The 21,137-nt window shown below is 63.8% G+C and carries 18 protein-coding genes; 10 read left to right on the top strand and 8 right to left on the bottom strand.

Annotated features, from left to right (window positions below; genetic code table 11):
* Nucleotides 1-257: 257 nt before the first annotated feature.
* The 4 genes from BFN10_RS13685 (at nt 258) to BFN10_RS13670 (ending at nt 4,401) form a co-directional block, all read left to right on the top strand.
* Nucleotides 258-848, top strand: a complete 591-nt coding sequence (locus BFN10_RS13685) for an antibiotic biosynthesis monooxygenase (protein ID WP_071490110.1) — start codon at nt 258-260, stop codon at nt 846-848.
* A complete protein-coding gene (locus tag BFN10_RS13680; protein WP_071490109.1) occupies nt 845-2,683 on the top strand; it encodes an amidohydrolase in 1,839 nt (612 codons plus the stop codon). The genes BFN10_RS13685 and BFN10_RS13680 overlap by 4 nt, the downstream gene beginning before the upstream one ends.
* Before the next feature lie 29 nt (nt 2,684-2,712).
* Nucleotides 2,713-3,327: an isochorismate family cysteine hydrolase YcaC gene (gene ycaC, locus BFN10_RS13675; protein ID WP_071490108.1), complete on the top strand. Its 615-nt coding sequence runs from the start codon at nt 2,713-2,715 to the stop codon at nt 3,325-3,327.
* A 192-nt stretch (nt 3,328-3,519) separates the two neighbouring features.
* A complete protein-coding gene (locus BFN10_RS13670) occupies nt 3,520-4,401 on the top strand; it encodes a LysR family transcriptional regulator (RefSeq protein ID WP_058425557.1) in 882 nt (293 codons plus the stop codon).
* On the opposite strand, the gene BFN10_RS13665 is transcribed toward BFN10_RS13670, so the two are convergent.
* Nucleotides 4,388-5,425 (bottom strand): AraC family transcriptional regulator, encoded by a 1,038-nt coding sequence (locus BFN10_RS13665; protein ID WP_071490107.1) that lies wholly within the window; start codon nt 5,423-5,425, stop codon nt 4,388-4,390. The two genes, BFN10_RS13670 and BFN10_RS13665, sit on opposite strands and share 14 nt — an antisense overlap.
* Nucleotide 5,426: 1 nt before the next feature.
* A complete protein-coding gene (locus BFN10_RS13660; protein WP_071490106.1) occupies nt 5,427-6,341 on the bottom strand; it encodes a GGDEF domain-containing protein in 915 nt (304 codons plus the stop codon).
* 380 nt (nt 6,342-6,721) lie between these two features.
* On the opposite strand from BFN10_RS13660, the gene BFN10_RS13655 reads away from it, so the two are divergent.
* The 5 genes from BFN10_RS13655 to BFN10_RS13635 all read left to right on the top strand — a co-directional run bounded on the left by BFN10_RS13655 (nt 6,722) and on the right by BFN10_RS13635 (nt 13,213).
* Nucleotides 6,722-9,235, top strand: a complete 2,514-nt coding sequence (locus BFN10_RS13655; protein WP_071490105.1) for a TonB-dependent receptor — start codon at nt 6,722-6,724, stop codon at nt 9,233-9,235.
* Nucleotides 9,236-9,379: 144 nt separating this feature from the next.
* Nucleotides 9,380-11,242 (top strand): phytase, encoded by a 1,863-nt coding sequence (locus BFN10_RS13650; RefSeq protein WP_071490104.1) that lies wholly within the window; start codon nt 9,380-9,382, stop codon nt 11,240-11,242.
* A 47-nt stretch (nt 11,243-11,289) separates the two neighbouring features.
* A complete protein-coding gene (gene tolQ, locus BFN10_RS13645) occupies nt 11,290-11,982 on the top strand; it encodes a protein TolQ (RefSeq protein ID WP_071490103.1) in 693 nt (230 codons plus the stop codon).
* 14 nt (nt 11,983-11,996) lie between these two features.
* A complete protein-coding gene (gene tolR / locus BFN10_RS13640) occupies nt 11,997-12,443 on the top strand; it encodes a protein TolR (protein ID WP_071490102.1) in 447 nt (148 codons plus the stop codon).
* Complete coding sequence (locus BFN10_RS13635; RefSeq protein WP_071490101.1) at nt 12,440-13,213, top strand: energy transducer TonB; 774 nt, start codon at nt 12,440-12,442, stop codon at nt 13,211-13,213. The genes tolR and BFN10_RS13635 overlap by 4 nt, the downstream gene beginning before the upstream one ends.
* A gap of 7 nt (nt 13,214-13,220) precedes the next feature.
* Here the strand turns inward: BFN10_RS13635 and BFN10_RS13630 are convergent, their stop codons facing one another.
* The 6 genes from BFN10_RS13630 to BFN10_RS13605 form a co-directional block, all read right to left on the bottom strand.
* On the bottom strand, nt 13,221-14,162 hold the full coding sequence (locus tag BFN10_RS13630; protein WP_071490100.1) for a D-isomer specific 2-hydroxyacid dehydrogenase family protein: 942 nt from the start codon (nt 14,160-14,162) through the stop codon (nt 13,221-13,223).
* Nucleotides 14,159-15,337 (bottom strand): acyl-CoA dehydrogenase family protein, encoded by a 1,179-nt coding sequence (locus tag BFN10_RS13625; RefSeq protein WP_071490099.1) that lies wholly within the window; start codon nt 15,335-15,337, stop codon nt 14,159-14,161. The genes BFN10_RS13630 and BFN10_RS13625 overlap by 4 nt, the downstream gene beginning before the upstream one ends.
* Nucleotides 15,334-16,683, bottom strand: coding sequence for an LLM class flavin-dependent oxidoreductase (locus BFN10_RS13620; RefSeq protein WP_071490098.1), 1,350 nt, complete (start codon nt 16,681-16,683; stop codon nt 15,334-15,336). Before BFN10_RS13620 ends, BFN10_RS13625 begins: the two co-directional genes overlap by 4 nt.
* A 12-nt stretch (nt 16,684-16,695) precedes the next feature.
* A complete protein-coding gene (locus BFN10_RS13615) occupies nt 16,696-17,670 on the bottom strand; it encodes an ABC transporter substrate-binding protein (protein ID WP_071490097.1) in 975 nt (324 codons plus the stop codon).
* 85 nt (nt 17,671-17,755) lie between these two features.
* Nucleotides 17,756-19,339, bottom strand: coding sequence for a rhodanese-related sulfurtransferase (locus BFN10_RS13610; RefSeq protein WP_071490096.1), 1,584 nt, complete (start codon nt 19,337-19,339; stop codon nt 17,756-17,758).
* A complete protein-coding gene (locus BFN10_RS13605) occupies nt 19,336-19,947 on the bottom strand; it encodes a cysteine dioxygenase family protein (protein WP_071490095.1) in 612 nt (203 codons plus the stop codon). The genes BFN10_RS13610 and BFN10_RS13605 overlap by 4 nt, the downstream gene beginning before the upstream one ends.
* 217 nt (nt 19,948-20,164) lie before the next feature.
* On the opposite strand from BFN10_RS13605, the gene BFN10_RS13600 reads away from it, so the two are divergent.
* On the top strand, nt 20,165-21,070 hold the full coding sequence (locus tag BFN10_RS13600; protein ID WP_071490094.1) for a LysR family transcriptional regulator: 906 nt from the start codon (nt 20,165-20,167) through the stop codon (nt 21,068-21,070).
* Nucleotides 21,071-21,137 lie beyond the last annotated feature (67 nt).

Raw genomic sequence — 21,137 nt, 5'->3', positions numbered from 1 at the left:
CCCCCAAATCACTGTCGGATTACGGGCACACCGAGCCTAGGCGAGGTGCCGAGTGTTGGGGCGAAGGCCTTTTGGTTACTTTTGCGCTCTTTTCAAAAGTGACCCGCCGTAAGGGCGGAACCAATATCCGCCATCACCCAAATAACGGATATGTACTCAGCACAACCCCCCCCAAACAGCACGTACATCCAATTTTCCCCACCCCATCCCCCCTCAAACTCCCTCATCGCTGAATCTTCACGGCAGAGGGACACCCCATGGACCCAACCACAAAACCAGGCCCCGACGAAGTCGTCACCCTGGTGGTCAAGCACCTCATCAAACCCGGCCTGGAGGCTGACTACGAAGCCTGGCTGCGCCGCATCGTCCGCATCGCCGGCGACCGCCCTGGCCACCTCGGTGTCGACGTGGTACGCGGCAAACAGGGCAACCTGGCGCTGTTTACCTGTGTGTTGCGCTACCGTTCCACCGATGACCTGCAAACCTGGCTCGACTCCCCCGAGCGCAAAACCCTGATCGCCGAAGCCGCGCCCATGCTTGCCGACGGTGACAACACCGAAATCGGCGCGGTCAACGAGTTCTGGTTCAATCCCGAAACCCCGAACGCCGCCAAGCCGCCGCGCTGGAAGCAGGCGGTGGTCACCCTGTGCGTGATCCTGCCGCTGACCCTGCTGGTGCCGATCGTGTGGGGCCCGGTGCTGCGCCTGCACCCGTTTCTCTCCAACTACGTGGTCGCCACGTTTCTGGTAACCGTGACCATCGTCGTGCTGGTGGTCTACCTGCTGATGCCGGCGGCCACCCGCCTGTTCGCTCCCTGGCTCGAAGCCTCTGTAAAGGAAACCCTATGAACGCCGACCTGATTCTGTTCAATGGCCAGTTCCACACCGTGGACCGTGAAAACCCGCGCGCCACGGCCGTCGCCATCCGTGAGGGGCGGTTTGTCGCCGTGGGCACCGACGGTGAAGCCATGGCCCTGCGCGGCAGTGGTACCCAGGTCATCGACCTCAAGGGCCGCACCGTCATCCCCGGCCTCAATGACTCGCACCTGCACCTGATCCGTGGCGGCTTGAATTACAACCTCGAGCTGCGCTGGGAAGGCGTGCCGTCCCTGGCCGATGCCCTGCGCATGCTCAAGGACCAGGCCGACCGCACGCCGACCCCGCAATGGGTGCGCGTGGTGGGGGGCTGGAACGAATTCCAGTTCGCCGAAAAACGCATGCCGACCCTGGAAGAGTTGAACCAGGCCGCGCCCGATACGCCGGTGTTCGTGCTGCACTTGTACGACCGCGCCTTGCTCAACCGCGCAGCGCTGCGTGTGGCCGGCTATACCAAGGACACGCCGAACCCGCCGGGTGGCGAGATCGTGCGTGACAGCAACGGCAACCCCACCGGCATGCTGGTGGCGCGGCCGAACGCGATGATTCTGTACTCGACCCTGGCCAAGGGCCCGAAACTGCCGTTGGAATACCAGGTCAACTCCACCCGCCAGTTCATGCGTGAACTCAATCGCCTGGGCCTCACCAGTGCCATCGACGCCGGCGGCGGCTTCCAGAACTACCCCGATGACTACGCAGTGATCGAGCAACTGGCCAAGGACCAACAGTTGACGGTGCGTATCGCCTACAACCTGTTTACCCAGAAGCCCAAGGAAGAACTCAGCGACTTCAAGAACTGGACCGGCAGCGTCACCCTGCACCAGGGCGACGATTACCTGCGCCACAACGGCGCTGGCGAAATGCTGGTGTTCTCGGCCGCCGACTTCGAAGATTTCCTCGAACCGCGTCCCGACCTGCCGCTGACCATGGAGCAGGAACTGGAGCCGGTGGTGCGCCACCTGGTTGAACAGCGCTGGCCGTTCCGTTTGCACGCCACCTATGACGAGTCCATCTCGCGCATGCTCGACGTGTTCGAGAAGGTCAACCGCGACATTCCGTTCAATGGCCTGCCGTGGTTTTTTGACCACGCCGAAACCATTACCCCGAGAAATATCGAGCGTGTACGTGCCCTGGGTGGCGGTATTGCGATCCAGGACCGCATGGCGTTCCAGGGCGAATATTTTGTCGAGCGCTACGGCGCCAAAGCCGCCGAAGCCACGCCACCGATCAAGCGCATGCTGGCCGAAGGCGTGCCGGTGGGCGCGGGCACCGATGCGACGCGGGTGTCGAGCTACAACCCGTGGACCTCGCTGTACTGGATGGTCAGCGGCCGCACCGTCGGTGGCCTGGAACTGCATGCCGAAGGCCTGTCGCGCCTGACCGCGCTGGAATTGTTCACCCACGGCAGCGCCTGGTTCTCGTCCGAGCAGGGCAAGAAGGGCCAGATCAAGGTCGGGCAGTTGGCGGACGTGGCGGCGCTGTCGGCGGACTTCTTCAGTGTCGATGAGGAAGCCATCAAGTGGATCGAGTCGGTCCTGACCGTGGTCGGCGGCAAGGTGGTCTACGGTGCCGGTGACTTCGAAGACTTCGCACCCCCGCGCGTGCCGGTACTGCCGGATTGGTCGCCGGTGGTCAAGGTGCCAGGGCACTGGCGCCCAGGCTCGCCGTTGCAGGCGCAGGTGCACCAGTGCAGCGGCCCGTGCGGCGTGCATGCCCACAGCCACGAAAAAGCCCGCCATTCCAGCGTGCCGGTCAGCGACTTCCAGGGTTTCTGGGGTGCATTCGGCTGCTCGTGTTTTGCGTTTTGATTACCCATCCCCCCGTAAGGAGTTGAACCATGGCTAGCCCTCGTTTGAACAAAGATGACGCCGTTGTACTGTTGGTCGACCACCAGACTGGCCTGATTTCCCTGGTGCAGGATTTCTCCCCCAACGAATTCAAGAACAACGTCCTGGCCTTGGCCGATGTGGCGAAGTTCTTCAACCTGCCGACCATCCTCACCACCAGCTTCGAAAGCGGTCCCAACGGCCCGCTGGTGCCAGAGCTCAAAGCCCTGTTCCCGGACGCGCCGTACATCGCCCGCCCTGGCCAGATCAATGCCTGGGACAACGAAGATTTCGTGAAGGCCGTCAAGGCGACTGGCCGCAAGCAGATCATCATTGCCGGCGTGGTGACGGACGTGTGCGTCGCGTTCCCGACCTTGTGCGCCCTGGAGGAAGGCTTTGAGGTGTTCGTGGTCACTGACGCGTCGGGCACCTTCAACGAAACCGTACAACAAGCCGCCTGGGCGCGCATGACTGCCGCTGGTGCGCAACTGGTGAACTGGTTTGCCGTGGCTTGCGAACTGCAGCGCGACTGGCGCAACGACATGGAAGGCCTGGCCAACCTGCTGTCGCCGCGTATTCCCAACTACCGCAACCTGATGAACAGCTACTCGGCGTTTACCAAGTAACTGGCTCTCAAGTCTGTAGGTGATCCCTGTGGGAGGGGCGGTGCGACGATTCGACTTGCCCCCGATAGCGGTGTGTCAGTCACACTGCCATCGGGGGCAAGTCGAATCGTCGCACCGCCCCTCCCACATTTGATTTGTGGTGTGGCGACATACCCGTTATAAAAAACACCAAATGTCCACCGAGAAGCGACAATGAACCCCTTCGAAGACATGCGCCTGTTCTGCCAAGTCATGGAATCCGGCAGCTTCACCGCCGCCGCCGAACAGTTGGGCCTGTCCAAGCAATTCGTCAGCCGCCGCCTGATCCAGCTGGAAGATCGCCTCGGCGTACGCCTGCTCAATCGCTCCACCCGCCGCCTGGATGTCACGCCACTCGGCCAGAGTTACTACGAATCCGCCTTGCGCCTGCTCAGTGAAGTCGAGCAAGTGGAGCAGGGCATCGCCGGCCAGAACAGCGAACCGCGCGGCACCATTCGCCTCAGCGCGCCGTTGTCGTTTGCCATGGCCCATCTGGGTTGCCTGTTGCCGTTGTTCCTGCAGCGCCATCCCCAGGTGGCGGTGGAGGTCGACTTGAGCGACCGCCCCGTGGACCTGATCGGCGAAGGCTACGACCTGGTCTTGCGCATCGGCACCCTGGAAGATTCCACCCTGATCGCTCGGCGTATCGCCAGCATCCCCCGGGTGTATTGCGCCAGCCCCGACTACCTGGCCTTGCGCGGCACCCCGCAGAAACCCGATGACCTCGCCGACCACGATTGCCTGCCCTACGGCCATGGCCGCCAGGTGCAGTGGCGCTTCAAGGGCAAGTTGCAGGCGCTGAGCGTGAGTGGGCGCATGCGCGTGAACAATGGCGACTTGCTGCGCGATACCGCCATCGCCGGCCTGGGCGTGACCTACCTGCCGACCTTTATCGTCGGCGAGGCGTTGAAGGATGGCCGCCTGGTCACGGTGCTGGATGAGTTCGCCCCCGAAGACCTGACACTGTCGGCGGTGTACCCCCAGCACCGGCAAAGCTCGCGGCCGGTGCAGGCGCTGGTGGAGTTCCTGCGCGAACGCCTGGCTAGCGGCTGTTGAACAGCTGGCGGATCAGGTTGGGCGTACTGCCGGTCCAGCGCTTGAACGAACGGCGAAAGTTCGCCGCATCGTTGAAGTTCAGGTACGCCGCCACTTCATCATTGCTGTAGCCCTTGACCTGGTACAGGTGCAGCGCCACCTGCTTGCGCACGCGGTCCACCTGTTGCTGAAAGCCGGTGTCATGCTTGTGCAACTTGCGCTTGAGGGTCGCCGGGCTCATGGCGAAGGCCTGCGCGGCCTGTTCCAGGCTGGGCGGTTGGCGTACCTGTTCGCGCAGGTAGTCGTAGAGGCAGTCGAGAAAGCTGCTGGCAAAGCCCAGCTGTTCGATCTGTTCGCGGGCCTGCTGGCGTGCGACCTGGCCGGCGGTGGCCGAGGCGCCCGGCCACGCGCGGGTGAGGTACTCGCGGGGGATGCTCAGCATATCCAGCGGCCGTTCGAAGCGCGTCTCTTCGCCCAGGTGCACCCAATACTGCTCGATGTAGCGCGGTTCGGCATGACTGAAACAGCACACCCACGGCAAGCGCTCGCCACTGAGCCACTGGCTCATGGCAACCAGCGAGGTCATGCCGGCTTCCAGTAAAAACCGCCAATGCTCGCCGGCGCCGCAACTGTCCCGCCAGTACAGGTAGGCATGGTGCGCATCCAGTTCCAGGTGCAAGGTGACCAGCGGGCTGAGCAGCACCTGTTGCTGGATCAGGATCTCCAGGGCCTGGTGCAGGTTCTGCGCATGGCCCAGGGCATGGCTGGCCGCGCCGTAATAACCGGGCAGGAGTCGCTGGCCGAACAGAAAGCTGCTGTCGTCGGCGTCGAGCAATTTGCGACTGTTGCCGATCAACCCGAAAAACTGCTGCGGGCTCAACCGCGCCGTGCCGGCCAGGATGTCCTCGTGAAACAGTCCCGTGCCGCGCAGCAGGCGATGGCTGTCGATGTCCCGGGACAAGGCCAGGTCGATCAGCGTGGCGGGTTGGTAGTGCCCTGGTATGAAGCGGCTGTCGGCTTCATACCAGCTGGTTTTCACGGCCATCTCAGGCGCTTTTCGCCAGGGGTTGCTTGGCCCTGGCCAGGGCCAGGTTGAGGCGTTTGAGCAAGTCCTGGGGCGGCTCGTCCAAGGCCATGACCACGGCGGTGGTCGCTACCAGTTGCAGGCGTTCCCCGTGCAGCCGGGTCTTGTGTGCGAGGCCGTGCACCGCCTGCTGCAACTCCAGCGCCAGCTCCTTGGCCTGGCGCTCACCGGTGTTGGGCAGCAGCACCACAAAACGGTCGCCGGCCAGGCGGCACAGCAGGTCCTGGCGACGCAGGTTGAGCAACAGCAAATGGCTGAGGGCCTGCAACACCGCATCGCCTTCGGCATGCCCGTAGGCCTGGTTGATGGCGGCGAAGTGGTCCAGGTCCAGGGCCAGCAGGGACAGTGGTTGCTGCTGGGTCTGGCTGTCTTGCAGGCTGTCGGCCAACTGGCGCTTGAGGTAGTCGGCGCCGGCCAGGGGTGTGAGTTTGTCGAACAGCCGATGCTCGCGGAACAACCGTTCGCGTTTCTCCATCTGTGCGCTGATCGCCAGTTGTTCGCGGTGCCAGTGGTAGATGCCGATGGTCAGCAGGATCATGCCCACCGGCATCGGCCCGGACTCCAGCCAGTGGTCCCAGGTGATGCTGTCGGGCAGGCGGATGAATTCGTCGAGGCTGTCGATCCACCAGGAGAAGAAGATGCATGACAGGCCCAGCGCCAGGTAGTTGGTCACGCGCCCGGCCGGACGGCTTTTCAGCACCAGCCCCAGCCAGACCAGGGCGAGCAGGGCGGAGCCGCCTTCACCGAAGATATCCAGCCACACCCACTCGCTGACGCTTTTCAACTCGCCGCAGGCCAGGTGCAGGATCAGCCCCAGGTTGGCCGCGATCAGCAGCAGGGAGAGTTTCCAGCGGTGGGGTTTGAGCACGGAAAACATGGCCGCGAGTCCTTGCAAGGTTCAGTCGTGGGCGCCAGCACAGCAGATGGATGTGACGGTTGCATGACGGTGGGGGAGGGTCGAATCAGCTCATCCCGTCGACAATGAAAAGCAGAAAATGTGGGAGGGGGCTTGCCCCCGATAGCGGTGCGTCAGTGAGAAACCATGGGCTGAACCACCGCTATCGGGGGCAAGCCCCCTCCCACAGTTGATCTTCACAGGTCATTTCAGCTCATTCCAACCTAGGATCCTGCTCAAACCCCCGGTTTACGGGCCTTCCCACCACACCCTGTCACAGAACCGTCATCCCCCACCCCTAGCGTGCCCTCCCAGTTGCCGGGCCTCTTGCCTGGCGCCAATGGACTCTTGGGGAGGATTGCATGTACAAGCGCACCGGGCTCGTCAGCTTTACGCTTACTGCCTTGGCCCTGGCGATTGCCAGTGAGCGGCTCAATGCGGCCGAGGCGGCCAACACCGAGCACGTCGAAGTGGTCGGCCAGGCAGCGGCCATCGACCAGGCGCTCAAGGAGCAACGCAATTCCGACAGCATCAAGAGCGTGGTGCATGCCGACGGCGTGGCCCAGCTACCGGATGAAAACGTCGCCGAAGCGGCGCAGCGCTTGCCGGGTATCAGCGTGGAGCGCGACCAGGGCGAAGGGCGCTTCGTCAGCGTGCGTGGCCTGGGCCCGGACCTCAACAGCGTGACCATCAACGGCACCCTGGTGCCTGCCCCGGAGAGCGCCCGCCGCGCCGTGGCCCTCGATGTGCTGCCCTCCGAACTGGTGCAGTCACTGTCGGTGATCAAGACCCTCACCCCGGACATGGACGCCAACTCCCTTGGCGGCACCGTCGATGTGCAAAGCCTGTCGGCCTTCGACCACAAGGGCCTGTTCTACACCGGCAGCACCGAGGCCAGCTACGACAAGAACACGAGCCAGACCAGCCCCAAATTCTCCGGCGCGGCCAGCAACCGTTTCAGCCTCGGCGACGGCATCGACAACTTCGGCGTCGCCGCCGCGCTGAGCTGGCAGAAGCGCGACTTCGGCTCGGACAACGTCGAGACCGGCGGCGCCTGGGACTTCACCGACGGCGCCCGGCTCAACGAGTTCGAACAGCGTGACTACGACATCAGCCGCGAACGGGCCGGTGGCGGCCTGAACTTCGATTACAAGCCCGACGACTTCAGCAGCTACTACCTGCGCACTCTCTACAGCCGCTACAAAGACACCGAAACCCGCAACTCCACCAGCCTCGAATTCGCCGACCCGCAGGCCCCCGGCCAACTGGGCGATGCCGAGGGCAAGCGCAAGCTGAAGAACCGCGAAGAGACCCAGGAAATCCAGTCCTACGTATTCGGCGGCGAACGCATGCTCGGCCTGTGGACCCTGAGCGGCCAGGCCGGCTACAGCCAATCCAGCGAAGACAGCCCGGCGCACATCGCTGGTGCCACCTTTGACGGCGGCGACTTTGCCAACAGTGGTTTCCATGACAAGGACAAGCCACGCCCGATCATCGGCAGCGCCTTCTACGACGCGCGCAACTTCAGCCTCGACAAAGTCGACTGGGAAAAACAGAACACCCAGGACACCGAGAAAAACCTGCGCCTGGACCTGGCCCGCGACTACGACCTGAGCGGCTATGCGTCCCAGGTCAAATTTGGCGGCAAGGTCAGCCGCCGCAACAAGGACAACGACCTGGAGGCCTGGGTCTACAAAGACTTCGACACCCTCGGCTTCACTGCCGACCAGCTCAATCTCAGCCAGTTCCAGAAGGGCACTGTCGACTACCGCCTGGGCAGCTACGGCCCCGGCATCAGCCCCAGCGCGATCAAGCAGCTGATAGGCGGCCTCAACCCGGCGGACTTCTACGACGAGACCGAATCCCGGGTCAACGACTTCACCATTCGCGAAGACATCAACGCCGGCTACCTGATGAACACCGTCGACATCGACGACTGGCGCTTCATCGCTGGCCTGCGCTACGAAGGCACCGAGTTCGAAGCCAAGGGCACCGGCGCCACCGATGGCGTGTTCACCCCGACCGACACCCAGCGCCGCTATCACCATTGGCTGCCGGGCCTGCATGCGCGCTACCAGATCGACAAGAACACCCAGGTGCGCGCGGCCTGGACCAAGTCCGTGGTCCGCCCGACCTTTGGCCAGTTGGCGCCGGGTTTTGTGATCGATGATGACGAAGCCACCTTCGGCAACCCGGACCTCAAGCCCCTGGAGTCGAGCAACCTGGACCTGGGCATCGAGCACTTCATGGGCCGCGCCGGCACCGTCTCGGCGTTCGTGTTCTACAAGGACATCAAGAACTTCGTCTACAACACCGACCTGGCCGGCACCGGCGCCTGGACCAACTTCGCCGAGGCCCACACCTACGCCAACGGCGACAGCGCCAGGCTCTACGGCCTGGAGCTGGCCTACTCACAGAAGTTCGACTGGCTGCCCGCGCCGTGGAACGGCCTGCTGATCGGCGCCAACACTACGTTCAGCCGCTCCAGCGCCGACATCGAAGGTTTCGACAGTGCCAGTGGTACGAACCGCAAGCGCCACATCAGCCTGCCCAACCAGTCCGACACCGTCGGCAACCTGATGCTCGGTTGGGAAGACGACACGCTCAGCCTGCGCCTGTCGGCCAACTACAAATCGGCCTACCTCTTTGAGCTGGCGTCGATCAACGACAAGGCCCACGACCTGCATGTGGACGCGCAGACCTTTGTCGACTTCAGCGCGCGCTACTCGCTGACCAAGAACCTGCAAGTCAGCTTCGAAGCGCAGAACCTCACCGATGAGTCGTACTTCGTCTACACCGGCCACCGCAGCTACAACGGCCAATACGAAGAGTACGGCCCGACCTACAAGCTGGGCCTGACCTTCACTCACTTCTAACCCACACCTCCATTCCAATGTGGGAGGGGGCTTGCCCCCGATGGCTGTGGCCCAGCTGGCATCTGTGTTGACTGACACACTGCTATCGGGGGCAAGCCCCCTCCCACATTGGATCTCCATTGTTTTTGACGGATTGAGCCGTACATGAAGATTTCCAGGCTGTACCTGCTAATGGCATTGACCCTCTGTGCGCCGGCAATGGCCACAGACCTGGCCCTGACCCCTTGGGCACCCAGCCTCAATGCCGAGGCCATGGCCGTGCTGAGCAGCACCGAGCGCCTCACCGCCAGCACCCGCAACGGCCTGCAACTGCTCGACGCCAAAGGTACCGAACTCGCCCGTTTCAACGGCAACTTCAGCAGCCTCGACACCCGCGCTGCCGGCACCCAGGTACTGGTCGCCAGCCTCGACAACGACCGCCAGCAAGCCGTGCTGATCAACCTTGACGCGTCCGCCAAAACCTTTGGCATACCGCTGTACCTGCCCACTCGCGACTACCCGGTGAACGGCCTGTGTCTGTACCGCGACGGCGCCGCCCACCTGTTTGTGTTCCTGGTGGGTGAAGAGGGCAAGGGCGAGCAATGGCTGGTGGGCAATGGCGCCACACTGCTCAGCGAACCCCAGCGCGTACGCGGTCTGCCGTTGCCGCCGTCGGCGCAGTTCTGCCAGGTGGATGACACAACCCATCAGTTGGTGGTGAATGAACAAAACGTCGGCTGGTGGGCCTACCCGGCGCACCCGGAAGCCGAGGTCAAGCGCACGCCGGTAGCGCTGTTCGACAACCCCAAGCGTGAAGCGGGCGCCATGGCGCTGGTGCCGGGCGGGATGGTCGCCCTCGATCCGAAGACGGCCCAGTTGCACCTGTTCCAGCACACCGGCAAGCGCTGGGTCGAACAATCGAGTCTGACGCTGCCAGGCCTCAAGGAGCCGGAACAACTCAGCGTCAACGGTCAGCAACTGCTGGTGCGCGATGACGACAATGGCAAGCTTTACCAGGGCAGGCTCGACTGGAAAGCCAGACCCGTGACGGCTGGACCGGTACTGCCGGAAGTCGCCGCCGTACGCCAGACCGACCCGGTCGGTCGCCAGGGCGACGCGGCGGATGACCCGGCGATCTGGGTTCACCCCGCGCAACCGGAAAAAAGCCGCGTACTCGGCACCAACAAGAAGCAGGGCCTGCTGGCCTACGACCTTGACGGCAAGCTGTTGCAGGAGCTGGCGGTGGGCCGTCTCAACAATGTCGACGTACGCCCCGACTTCAAGCTCGGCGCGCAGACTGTCGACCTGGCCGTGGCGAGCAATCGCGATCACAACAGCCTGAGCCTGTTCAGCATTGACCGCCAGAGCGGCGAACTGCGCGAAGCCGGTGAAGTGCCGACACCGCTCAAGGAGATCTACGGTATCTGCCTGTACCAGCCCGCCAGTGGCGAGATCTACGCGATCGCCAACGGCAAGGACGGCACCTTCCTGCAATACCGCCTCAGCGCACCGGATGGTCGTGTGCAGGGCGAGTTGGTGCGCCAGTTCAAGGTCGACAGCCAGCCCGAGGGTTGCGTGGCCGATGACCAGCGCCAGCGCCTGTTTATCGGGGAAGAAGACGTCGGTGTCTGGGCGGTGGATGCCCGTGCCGACCAGCCGGCCACCCTCACCAGCGTGATCAAGGTCGGCCCGCAGCTGCACGCCGATGTCGAGGGCCTGGCGTTGTACCAGAGCGACAAGCGCGACTACCTGGTGATCTCCAGCCAGGGCAATGACAGCTACCTGGTGCTGGATGCCGAGCCGCCGTTCGCGACCCACGGTGCCTTCCGCGTCGGCCTGAATGCGCCGGCCGGGATCGATGGAGCCTCGGAAACCGATGGCCTGGAAGTCACCGCCCTCAACCTCGGCGGGCCGTGGAGCCAAGGCATGCTGGTGGTGCAGGACGGGCGCAAGCGCATGCCCGAGCAGACCCAGAACTTCAAGTTGGTGCCGTGGGCCGAGGTGACTCGCGCGCTGAAGTTGCCCTGAGCCGTCATCACCCGGTCATCACTTTTTTATCGAATAGGAGCTTCACCATGCACGCGACGATGGAACATATGACGATCTGGGGCTTGATCAGCGACGCCAGCCTGTTGGTCAAGGCGGTGATGATCACCTTGCTGCTGGCCTCCTTGCTCAGTTGGTACCTGATCATCCAGCGCGGCAGTGTGCTGCGGCGCCTGGAGCGCCAGTTGAATGGCTTTGTGCAGCGCTTTCGTGCTGCGCCGGACTTGCAACCGCTGTACCGCGACACCGTGCAGGCGGGCGAGGGCGGTATTGCGCCGATCTTTATCGCCGGCATTCAGGAATACCAGCACCTGCACAGCCATGATCCGGCGGTGCTGGACGGTGTCGAGCGCGCCGTGCAGGTGGCGATCACCGAGCAGGAAATCGAGTTGGAAAAAGGTCTGCAATTCCTTGCGACGGTGGGTTCGGTCAGCCCCTACATCGGGCTGTTCGGCACCGTATGGGGCATCATGAATTCGTTCATCGGCCTGTCCCAGGTGCAGCAGGCCACGCTGTCGACGGTCGCGCCGGGCATCGCCGAAGCGCTGATCGCCACGGCTATCGGCCTGTTCGCGGCCATCCCGGCGGTGATCGCCTACAACCGCTTTGCGGCACGCGGCCAGACCTTGCTCACCCGTTACTACGCCTTCGGCAACGAACTGCAAGTACGCCTGCACCGCACGCTGCGCGGCACGTCGAGCCACCTGGCCGTGGCCGCCTGAACAGGAGCGATTTCATGTTAGCAAGGCCGCAACGCAAGCACGGGCCCAAGGCCGAGATGAACGTGGTGCCCTATATCGACGTGATGCTGGTGCTGCTGGTGATCTTCATGGTCACCGCACCGATGCTCACCCAGGGCGTGAAGATCGAGCTGCCCAAGGTCGCCGCCGAGGCACTGGCCACCGACACCCGCCAGCAGATCCTCACGCTGTCGGTGAAGGCCGATGGCGGCTACTACTGGAACCTCGGCGGTGAACTCGACACCCGGCACCAGACCGACAGCGCGGTGACCCTCGACGAAATGGGCGCCAAGGTCATGCAGGTGGTGGCGGCGCGCAGCGACACCCAGGTGTACATCCGCGCCGACGATAACGCCGGTTACGGCCGTGTGGTCGCGGCCATGGCGGTGTTGCAGAAGGGTGGGGTGAGCAACCTGGGGCTGGTGACCGAGGCCCCGCAATGACGGCGATGATCATGCACAGTCCGATGCTGACGATGCCTTCCCGGAGACCTTCCGGATTCTGGCGAAACAGTTTGGCGGCCAGCCTGGCCGTGGCGCTGCATGTGGGGGTGTTGGCCGCATTGATGCTTGGCTGGTCCACGGAAGTACCGCCAGTGGAGGCCCCCAGGGTGATGCATACCCAACTGGTGATGCTGCCGGCGGCGACAGCTCCAGCTCCAGCTCCAGCGCCTGAACCGGTGGCCGTCACACCCCCGGAGCCCGTCGCGGTTCCCGTACCGGTAAAGCCCACGCTCGATCCGCAGATCCAGGCGCGCAAACTCGAAAAGGCCGCCCTGGCGCGCAAACGCGTCGAAGAAAAGCAGCAGGAGCAGCAACGGCTGGCCACTGAACAGCACAATCGTGAGCAGGCACAACAGCGTGCTGACCAGCAGCGCCTGGCCGCTGAAACATCGCGGGCCGCGACACCGGCCGTGACACCGGCTGCGGCACCGGCGTTCGACAGCCGCCAGTACCAGCCCTTGAGCAAGGAAGCGCCGGACTACCCCGAGCGTGCCCTGGACAAAAACATCGAAGGCGATTGTTCGGTGGAGTACACCGTCAACACCCAGGGCCGCGTGGAAAACCCCAGGGTGCTGGACGGCTGCCACCCGCTGTTCATGCGGCCATCACTGGCGGCGGCGAATACCTTCCGTTACCAGCCGAGGATCGTCGATGGCAAGGCTGTTGCGGTGCCGGCGGTGCGCAATACCTTTCATTACCGCATCAAGTAAGCGGCGATCAATTGGCACGGTTGTACAGCTCAACATTGGCAGCATACCGCGCCAGGTTCGCCAGGAACGTATCGGCGATTTCCTCCTTGCTGCGGGTGGAAATCGCCGAGGTGTGCGGCGACAGCCTTACCCGCGGATGGGTGTACAACGGATGCCCCAGCGGCAACGGCTCCGGCTCGGTCACGTCCAGCGATGCCAAACCAACCTGCCCATTGTCCAGCGCTTGCAGCAACGCCTCCTGATCCAGCAACCCACCCCGTGCGATGTTGATCAGGTGCAACCCCGGCCTGGCGCTGGCGAGGACGTCGCGGTTGATGATATGCCGCGTGGCCTCGGTCAGCGGCGCCGCCACCACCAGGTGATCGGCGCGGGCGAACAGGTCGTGGATGTCCCTGGCGGCTTCCACGCCTGCGCTGAACGGCGCCGGGCTTTGACGCAGCGCCACCACCCTGATGCCCAGGGCCAGGGCCTTCTGCGCCAGGCGTTCGCCAATCGCTCCAAACCCCAGGATGCCCAGTGTGGTGCCCTTGAGCGGGCGCAGCGGGGTGAAGTGCCACTGGTCATCCTTGACCCAGATGGCCGGCAGGTGCTTGGACGCGGCAAAGATCGCCGCCAGGGCGAATTCGGCCAGGTTGTCGGCGGCGCTGCCACGCGATGTCGTCACCGGAGGGCCGTTGAACAGCCACTGCGGGTAGAAGTCGATGCCCGACGACACCAGGTGCACCCACTGTGCGCCGTAGGGCCAACCGGGTGGCGGAGTGTCCGGGGCGGTGTAGCCGCGCACGTTGATCGGGCGCAGCAGCAGGATATTCGCCTGGGGCGGCAGGTCGCTGGGCACCCCGACGGGCACCCCGATCACCTGGGCTTCGGGATGGATCGACGCCAGGCGCTGGCGGATCACCTCGTTGTAATCCTCGTCCAGCTGGCTGGCGATAATCACCTGGCTCATGTGCGCTCCTTGTGGCGTTGGGCGAAGGCGGCCTTGCCGACACCTTGTAATACCGCGTCGTTCTGTGGGGTATGCACGCGGCTGCACAACACGTCGCGGTAGTGCCGTTGCAGCGGGCTATGGCGCGACAGGCCCGGGTTGCCCGAGGCTTCGATGGCCAGCTCCACGGCGCGGATCGCGTTGTTCGTTACCAGGTACTTCAATTGCGCGGCGTTGGCGGCCGGGGTGTGGCCCTCGGCAGCAGCGTCGAGCAGGCTGCGATTGGCAAACAGCAGGGTGTCGATATGGCCAACGGTTTCCTGGAAGCGTGGCAGGGTCGACAGCGCCGCACCGAGGTTGGACGGTTGGCGCTCCTCCAGCCAGTTCACCAGCCAGTCCCGGGCGGCCTGGGCCACGGCGTCGTACACCGAGGACAACAACACTGACATCCACAGGAAGCCCTCGGGGTCCAACTCTGGCGCCGGCGCACTCCAGGGGCTGACGCTGACAGCGTGGTCCAGCGGCACCAGCACGTTGTCGAGCACCACTTCATGGCTACAGGTGGCGCGCATGCCCAGGTGGTCCCAGGTGTCGATGATGCTCACGCCGGGGCTGTCCTTGGGCACCAGCCAGGCGCCCACCAGCGGGTCGGCGTCGTCACTGCGGGCCCACACGCTGAACCAGCTCAGGCCGTGGCTGCCGGTGGAGTAGATCTTGCGCCCGCTGATGCGCCAGCCCTCGGCGGTGCGCACGGCGGTGGTCGCCGGCAGCCCGCCACGGGCCGGGGTGCCGAGGTCGGGTTCGACGCGCAGGGCGTTGATCAAGGCGCCATTGCGCACCGCGTCTACGGCCACTTGCCTGCGCAGGTGCACGGGCCAGGTCTTGCTGTCTTGCAGGCGGGTGTGTTGCAGGTATTGCATCACCAGGATCAGCGCAGTGGACGGCTCGCCCTTGGCAATCGCATTGATCGCCTTGCGTGCCTGGGACAGGCTGGCCCCGCCGCCGCCCAGGGTCTTGGGCACGGTGAGGGCGAGCAGGCCGTGTTCGTGCAGCAACTTGAAGTTGGCGTGAGGGAAAGCGCCGCTCTCGTCGTAGAGATGGGCGGTGCTGGCCAGCTCGGTGGTGAGGCGTTCGAGCAAGGCGTCGAAGTGGGCGACTTCCACGGAGCGCAAGGAGGGCTGCGAGGATTGGCTCATGCCAGCGCCTCTTGCTGCGCTTCAACCTCGGCGGCGACGCTGTAGCGGTTCACCGGCACCTCCAGGCCCAGGTTGTCGCGCAGGGTCTGGCCGCTGTATTCGCTGCGCAGCAGGCCGCGTTGTTGCAACACCGGCGCCACCAGTTCGGTGAAGTACTGCAAGCCATCCGGCAGCACCGAGTTGATGATGAAACCGTCACTGGCGCCGCGCTCGAACCAGGTCTGGATCGCATCGGCGACCTGTTCCGGGGTGCCGACAAAATCACGTTTGGGCCGCGAGAAACGCAGGGCCACTTCGCGCAGGGTCAAGCCTTCGTCCCTGGCCAGTTGCTTGATGCGGTCGGAGCCGCCTTTCTGGCTGTTGGACCCCAGGTCCCCCAGTTCCGGGAACGGCGCGTCCAGCGGGTATTGGCTGAAATCGTGGTCATTGAACGGGCGGCCGAGGGCGACGATGGCATCTTCCACGGTGACCAGCTCCACGGCCTGCTGGTAGCGGCTTTCCACTTCGGCCTCGTCGCGGCCGACAATCGGGCGGATGCCCGGCAGGATCGACAGGCTTTGCGGATCGCGGCCAAAGCCCTTGGCGCGGCGTTTCAGGTCTTGGGAATAGGCCAGGCCTTCTTCGATGCTGTCCACGTGCACAAAGATCGCATCGGCGTTCTGCGCCGCGAAGTTGCGCCCGTCTTCCGAGGTGCCGGCCTGGAAAATCACCGGTTGGCCCTGGCGCGAACGCGCGATGTTCAGCGGGCCTTTCACCGAGAAGAAATCGCCCTTGTGGTTGAGTGCATGCAGCTTGCCTGGGGCGAAAAATTCGCCGGACTGTTTGTTGTAGGTGAAGGCGTCGTCTTCCCAGGAGTCCCACAGGCCCTTGACGGTATCCAGGTGCTCCTTGGCGATGCGGTACCGCACGGCGTGGGGCGGGTGCTCGGCCTTGCCGAAGTTGTCGGCGGTGCCGCTGAGCCACGAGGTGACCACGTTCCAACCGGCTCGACCGCCGCTGATATGGTCCAGGGACGCGAACTGGCGCGCCACCTGGTAGGGCTCGGTGTAGCTGACGGTCACCGTGGCGACGAGGCCGATATGTGTGGTGATTGCGGCGAGTGCCGACAGGATCGTCAGTGGTTCGAAGCGATTGAGGTAATGCGGGCTGGACTTGGCGTGGATATGCAGGCTGTCGGCGATGAACACGAAGTCGAACTTGGCGGCTTCGGCCAATTCAGTCTGCTGCTTGTAGAAGCCGAAGCTGGTGCTGGCATTTGGTTGGGCCTGCGGGTGGCGCCATTCGCCCCAGCCGTGACCGACGCCATGGACCATGGCTCCCAGTTTCAAATGACGTGGCTTGCTCATGTGCTGCTCCTTTTAGCGCGAGGCTTGGTTGAAGGGGACACGCTTGGCGTTGAAGCTCTTGTCGAAGCCCTGCGACACGTCGATGTGCTTGAGCAGCAGGCCTTCCTGTTGATAAGTGTCGGCGGTCGCTTGCAGGCCGCTGATCACTGCGTCGTCGATCGTGACCGGGTTCAGGCGGGTGTCCTTGGCCACCGTCACATGCACGTCCAGCGGCAGGCCGGTGATCCTGGCCTGGGCGGCGGCGTATTCATCGGGGTGGGTATTGGCCCAGGCATAGGCGCGGTCAACGCGGGCGACAAAGTCGTCGAGCTGCGGGCGCTTGTCGGCGATGGCCTGGCTGGTGGCGGCAAGGTACAGGTGGTTGCTCAGCAGTTTATTGCCACTGACCAGCACGCGTGCCTGGCTTTGCGAGGTCACTACGGTGGTGTACGGGTCCCAGGTGGCCCAGGCGTCGGCGGTGCCGTTATCCAGCACCAGGCGTGATTCGCTGGGCAGCAGGAAAATGAACTGCACGTCCCGGGTGGTCAGGCCGGCGGTGGCCAGGGCCTTGATCGCCAGGTAATGGCCGATGGAACCACGCCCGGTGACGATCTTCTTGCCCTTGAGGTCGGCAACGGTCTTGATCGGTGAGTCCTTGGGCACGACCAGGGCGGTGGTGTTGCGCCCTTCGGAGTGGATGATGCTGACCACCTTGAGAGATGCACCGGCACCGAGGGCGAACACGTACGGCGCATCACCGAGGGCGCCGATGTCCACGGCACCGGCGTTGAGTGCTTCGCCCAACGGTGAGGCAGACGGGAATTCCGACCACTGGATTGTGTAAGGCACGTTCCGGGTTTCGCCGGAGGCTTCCAGCAGCGCCTTGATCGTCGATTTCTGGTTGGCCACCCGCAGCGGTTGCAGGTCAGCGGCAGCGGCGCTGCCGATCAGGCCAAGGGCGAGGGCGGTGCCCAGGAGCACGCGTTTGAAAGGGGTGGTGTAGAGCATGGGGCAAACTCCAGGCGTTTGTGGTGTTTCAAGGGATACCTCCGCCTGGAGAAGGGGTCGGATTCCATTACATGTACGGGGTGGGTCAGATCACATGGAAACCGTGGGTGCCGTCGCGCGCCAACTGGTCGACGAGGCCGAATTCCCAGTCAAGATAGGCCTGCATGGCTTCCCTGGGGTTGTCGGTGCCTTCGTACGGGCGGCGGTAGCGGTCGATACGCGGCGAGGCCAAGTGGGTTTCGCCTTCTTCCAGCGGCAGTTGCGCGTTGATCCAGCCGGCGGTGCCGTCCTGCAGCAGGAACACTGGCTTGCCGGTAAGGGCCTCGACTTCAGCCACCGCCAGGCGCGCCAGTTGGCTGCTGCCGCAGGTCAGCACGTAGCGCTGGGCGGCGGGCACCTTGGCCAGGGCCTGGGGCAGTTGCGCACGCAGTACCCACCAGGCTCCGGGGATATGGCGCTTCACGTAGTTGGCGCTGGCGGTGAAATCCAGTACCGCCGTGTCGCCATGGGCCAGCCAGTCGGCGAGGGTAGAGGGGCTGATCGGTTCGGCCTGGGGCGGCGCCGGCACCGGCGCGACCCAGGTACCTTGCTCGCTGAAGTGCTCCGCTTGCAGGTCATCCAGCACATGCACTTCCCAGCCCAGTTGGGCCAGCCAGGACGCAGACATGTTTGCGCGTACGCCGTCGTCATCCGCCAGCACCAGCCGCGCACCGCGCACGCTGGCAACGTGATCGGTTTCCTGCACCAGTTGCCCGCCCGGTGTGGAGCGCGCGCCTGGCAGGTGGCCGGCTTCGAATTCTTCCGGGGTGCGGACATCGAACAGGTAGGTGGTGCGTGTGGTGTCCTGCTGCCAGGTACGCAGGTCGCTCAGGGTGGCACGGCCAACGCGGGCCTTGTCGGCCACGCGGCGTGCATCGATGGCGGCGGCCAGGCGATGCTCCTCGCTGGTCGGCGCAAAACGTCGAGATTGGCCATGGGCAAGCTTCTGCCCGGCCAGGGTCCAGCCGATGGTGCCGTTGCGCAGGGCCGACACCGGGTTGGCCACGCCGGCATTGATCAGCGACTGAGTGCCGATAATGCTGCGGGTACGCCCGGCGCAGTTGACGATGATGCGGGTGGCCGGGTCCGGCGCCAGTTCGCGGGCGCGCAACACCAGTTCGGCCCCCGGCACGCTGATGCCGGTGGGAATGCTCATGGTCTGGTATTCGTCGAAACGCCGGGCGTCGAGCACCACTACGTCGGCCTGGCTGTCGAGCAGCGCCTGCACCTCTTCAGCGGCCAGGGACGGCGTATGGCGTTCGCTTTCCACCAGTTCGCCGAACGCCTTGCTCGGTACGTTGACGTCGATGAACAGCTCGCCACCGGCCTTGCGCCAACCGTCCAGGCCTCCTTCAAGCAAACTGACCTGGGTGTAGCCCAAGGCAACCAGGCGTTCGGCAGCGCGGGCAGCCAGGCCTTCACCATTGTCATACACGGTGACCTGGGTATCGCGCCGCGGAATGCGCGCATACACCTCCAGTTCCAGCTTGGACAGCGGGATGTTCGCGGCAAACAGTGGATGGGATTCGGCGAACGGCGCTTCTTCGCGCACATCGATCAGGGCGACTTCTTCTTGGTCCAACAGGGCTTGGCGAATCCGCGCAAAGCTGCGGGTGGAGAGGGTGGTCATAGGGCAGGGCTCTTTTCTTTGGACAAATCCCAGATATTCGGGAGAAAGGCGTTGGAATAACCGGAGATAAACAGTTTCTCGCTGCCGTCGGGCTGGTACACCGCGCGGCGCACCGCACCGATATTGGCGCCGTACACATGGATACTGATGGACACCTGGTCGCTATGGGCGTTGCTCACCTGGTGGATGTCGCCGACCTTGGGCGACACCGCTTCAACCTGGCCCGGCACCAGCCGTATCGGCTTGCCTTCAGCCACCAGGCTGCCGTCAGGGGCGCGTTCAAACCCTTGGGAAAACTCTGAGCCGCGCAGCATGCCAATCAGGCCCCATACCCGGTGGTCATGGATCGGTGTGCTTTGCCCCGGCCCCCACACAAAGCTGACGACACTGAAACGCTGGCGTGAATCGGCATGCAGCAGGAATTGCTGGTAGCGCTCGGGATCGGGTTGGGCGAATTCGTCGGGAAGCCAGTCGTCGTGGCTGACCAGTTGCGCCAGCAGCTTGCCGCCACGGTGCAGCAGGTCGCCTTCGCGTGGATTACCGTCGATCAATTCCGCCAGGGCGCCTATGAAGGCTCTGAGTCTCTCGGGGTGTCGGGCCTGGGTCATGACAGTTCCATCGTGCGGTCGGTGGTGATGGGCTTATCTAAGCATAATGTTTATAGTTAATATGCTATTTTTTAATGATTAGCTTATAGCTGAAGGTAATTTAGAACTGGTCTGAATAGCGTTAGACGTTATCGATCACAGCGCGGGCTATCCAGGCAGCTTTCCTGCAACTATGCTTCGCACACATCTTAATGACTGTTCTCTATGTGCGGCCCAAATGAAAATTGACGATATCGATGCCTTTGTCGAAGTGATTCGTTGCCAGTCCATCAGCCACGCCGCCGAGTCGTTGCAACTGACCCAGCCGGCCATTACCCGTCGCGTGCAGAACTTCGAGCAGGCATTGGGGGTGGAGTTGTTCGACCGCAACACCAAGCCCCTCAAGCCCACGTTGATCGGCACCCGCGTCTACGAGCAGTGCCGGTTGATCCTGCGCGAGATGGACGCGCTGCGCGAACTGGTGGCCACCGATGCACCCCCCACTGGCCTGTTGCGCCTGGGCGTGCCGCAGACCATCGGCGACGTGGTGCTGCTGGATGCCCTCAAGCACCTGCGCACCGAATACCCCGACCTGCGTGCCCAGGTCGCTACGGGGTGGGGCAGCCAACTGGTGGGCAAGATCGAGCGCGGCGAGCTGGATGCGGCGGCGGCGTTGTTCCCGGCGGGCAAGATTTTCCCGGACAACATCGTCGGCGAGTCCATCGGCAAGATGGAACTGGTGGTGGTGTGCGCCAAGGCGCAGTTGCCGAAGAAACCGTGCAAGCTGGCGGATGTGTACCAGAACGGCTGGGTTCTCAACCCGGATGGTTGCGGCTTCCGCGCCGGTCTGCAGCGCACCTTGTCTGACCAGGGCCTGGCGTTGCGGGTCAACCTGGAAACCTTCGGCACCGAGCTGCAATTGGGCCTGGTTGCGGACGGCCTGGGCCTGGGGTTGGTGCCGCGACCGTTGCTGGAGCGCAGCGCCCATCGCGAACACCTGGCGGTGATGCCGCTCAAGGACTTCAAGCCGGTGATGGATCTGTGGCTGATCTATCCGCATTTCCTGGGCAACCTGCAGGGGCCGGTGGATGCGTTTGGCAAGCTGGTCGCTGCCTCGTTGCACAAGATCAAGGAGGCTGCATGATATGAAAAAAAATAATAATTAGCTTAGATTAAAATGTGCTTTTTATTATTTTTTTGCATCCCCTAGG

The sequence above is a fragment of the Pseudomonas extremorientalis genome (genome assembly GCF_001870465.1).
GTDB classification, from domain to species: Bacteria; Pseudomonadota; Gammaproteobacteria; order Pseudomonadales; family Pseudomonadaceae; genus Aquipseudomonas; species Aquipseudomonas extremorientalis.
Note: the sequence above shows the minus strand (reverse complement) of the source record. Positions and strands in the feature narration are given on the sequence as shown.